Here is a 2,657-nt window from a genome sequence, read left to right on the forward strand (position 1 = left end):
CGCTCCAAAATCAACGCCAGGGGTGATTACAAATTCATCAAGGAGGATTTAGCCGACTTAGAAGCCAAAGAAAACACAAAATTCCGCATTGCCTATTACCAGAATCAAAGCGGCGCTCCCAGAAACGCCCAGTGTAATGTTACCCATTTGCTGAAGCTGCTCAACTGCCTCGACAGAAACAAGTACAATCCCAATGGCAATAAACGAGCCAAGCATCCAGCAAATATGCATATTGCAGGTAATATTACAGATACGGAAAGGGAAAGATTAACCACTTTACTGCCTCTACTTCCCAAAGCTCTGTGGATAGAGCAAAGACTGTATGAAATTATCCAAGAACATATCAGCAACCCCAGAAGAAAGGGGATCAACGACTTAGCATCAATTGATATACGTAAAACTACTTTGTTGCCAGATAGTAGGTATTCCTTTGGGTTTGGTGCGCCAACCGACTTGGCACTACCGATAGTTGCATCCTATCGCGTATTTTTGGACAAAGACTACAAATGGATTCTGCCATTTGAGGAATTTGCGGAAGATTTTCTCCAACAGCTTTGGACTAACTATTTCCGCAAATACTTGGTATCGGAGAAAACAGCAGGGAATACAGTCGGGACAAAAATCAGCCGCAATCAAGAGATTTGGGAGAGTTTGTATATTTCGGCACAAAGTTATCTGAATCAGTACTTGATGAAAATGGTTAACTCCGATAAGGAAGAAGAAGCGAATGTGACACAAGGGACGAAAAGGCGAGTGGAAGCAGGGAAGAAATAATACAAGTTTTCTATGCGTGAGATTTGTTTTGGATAGCTGATGGCTTTTAACAGTGAACAGTTATCAGTAAAGTCGTAAAATCCTTGGGTTTAAACTGATAACTGATAATTGTTTTAAAGCCTAAGAAAGTCAAATCAAAAAAGTGCTATCGCTCACAGATTATTTTCCATTTCCATATAGAATAACAACTGCTCATTCAAGGACTATTTTGTGAATTCAACAGTAGCAGGAGAGGAAAAATAATGGCTGAACTCAAACTCCGGTCAAAAGATCCAGATTTTCTCAGACGCATTATTCAAAGTGCTTTGTCATCAAGATTACAGAGTGTGACAGCAGGAATTAAAATAACAGAAGAACGAATTCACGAATTTGAAACCAAATATCAATTATCAACTGAGGAATTTATCACTCAATTTAATAATGATGAATTATCCCATAATTTTGACTTTGATGAGTGGATTGGAGAAGCTCGAATGTTGGCACACTTACAACAAACAAAAAAGTCAATAGAGGAAATTGATTTTGTTGATTGAAGATTATTTTCAGGAAATTCAGCTTTTAATTGAATCCTCAGAAATAGTTAAAATATTTCATGTAGAAACTGAAAAAAGAGGAATGTATGAAGGATTTATCAGAGCCAAGCTCGAATTTAAAGATAATTCCTTGCTGCATTTAAGGGAATTTGTTTATGTTGAAATATCCCCAGATAGAAAAATGTATAGTTATCAATATATGAATTCAGAGAATAATCTAATTTTTCGCTATGACAATACTGAACATCACCGAAAATTAAATCTGCCTACCTTTCCTCATCATAAACATGATAAAAGTGAGGATAATATCGTTAAATCAGATGCTCCTTTTTTAACTGAGATCCTAAAAGAAATTGAGAAAATATTAGTATAAGTGCGATGCCGACGGCAGACCTCGCCAACGGGTATATACATTACATATACCCCTGTCGTCTTCAGCAGGAGCTTGACATCGATGCTCATTATTTTCGGTGTAGACCACGCCAAAAGATTTGCGTGGTCTGGATTTACCAACGGCTCTGCCAGGAATTCACAATTTTTTTCCTGGCTGAATTTTCCTGATAATTGAGAATAGCTTCAATCGCCGGATAAGTCATATACAAATTTCGTTGTGCGTCTAGCCCCATCCACAAGCAATAACTACCGTATTGAACAGACTCTAGTCGAATGTTAATGGTATTGCTCATTTCCTGATTCCTCATATATCGGTTATACAAGTTGGTTATTTATGAAGTAATTCGGCTATTCTGACTTTTTTGTACTTATTGAGACTCAAAAAGCTTGTGTTAAATCTCCAAAGAAATAGATGAGTACCACTGATTATTTACCTTCCCCCCAGTCCGGGCAAAAACTTACTCCAAACACTTTGTTCTTTCGGCGTTAATTCTTCTACACTTAAAACATTTTGTACCCCTCGCTGATTACTCTGAATCTCACGCATATTAAGAGAATGGATAATTTGGGCTAACTCTGGATTTTCTTCTAACAGTTCGGCTTCAAGCTCCAACTCCTGCTGCAACAATTGGGCGTTTCGACGCAAGAACATCTGCTGATTGTGTCGCTGTCTGATAAGGGATTCAGTCACGTGTAATTGTTCTTCAAAACTCAAATTGTCGTATTCGCTGTTATACATGAGAATTCTTCTCCAATTAAATTAAAATTTCATCTTTAGGAAAATTAACGACACCGCTCAATCAAACACGTTGAATTCCTCCATAAAGTAATTGATATCCCAGCCTTAATCTCGTAATAAATTCGTCAGTATTACGATTGCCCCAAACGGGATTACTAGGGTTCTTAGTCCAGTTGATTGAACTATGACAAATCTCATCATGACAACGGTAGCACGTA

5 protein-coding genes are annotated in these 2,657 nt (G+C 37.7%); 3 read left to right on the forward strand and 2 right to left on the reverse strand.

Annotated elements, in window-relative coordinates:
* From LC605_RS32395 to LC605_RS32405, 3 genes are all read left to right on the forward strand, one after another.
* Nucleotides 1–774, forward strand: a 774-nt coding sequence (locus LC605_RS32395; RefSeq protein ID WP_229551458.1) for an AIPR family protein, incomplete at its 5' end; no start/stop codon positions are given.
* A 242-nt stretch (nt 775–1,016) separates the two neighbouring features.
* A complete protein-coding gene (locus LC605_RS32400; RefSeq protein WP_229551459.1) occupies nt 1,017–1,307 on the forward strand; it encodes a hypothetical protein in 291 nt (96 codons plus the stop codon).
* Nucleotides 1,297–1,680 carry a DUF6516 family protein gene (locus LC605_RS32405; protein WP_229551460.1) on the forward strand — a complete coding sequence of 128 codons (384 nt, stop codon included), beginning with the start codon at nt 1,297–1,299 and terminating at the stop codon, nt 1,678–1,680. Before LC605_RS32400 ends, LC605_RS32405 begins: the two co-directional genes overlap by 11 nt.
* A 133-nt stretch (nt 1,681–1,813) precedes the next feature.
* On the opposite strand, the gene LC605_RS32410 is transcribed toward LC605_RS32405, so the two are convergent.
* Both LC605_RS32410 and LC605_RS32415 read right to left on the reverse strand, forming a co-directional pair.
* A complete protein-coding gene (locus tag LC605_RS32410; RefSeq protein ID WP_229551461.1) occupies nt 1,814–1,993 on the reverse strand; it encodes a hypothetical protein in 180 nt (59 codons plus the stop codon).
* A gap of 137 nt (nt 1,994–2,130) precedes the next feature.
* Complete coding sequence (locus LC605_RS32415; protein WP_229551462.1) at nt 2,131–2,439, reverse strand: hypothetical protein; 309 nt, start codon at nt 2,437–2,439, stop codon at nt 2,131–2,133.
* Nucleotides 2,440–2,657: the final 218 nt, after the last annotated feature.

This window comes from Nostoc sp. CHAB 5836 (genome assembly GCF_020829445.1).
GTDB lineage: Bacteria > Cyanobacteriota > Cyanobacteriia > Cyanobacteriales > Nostocaceae > Nostoc.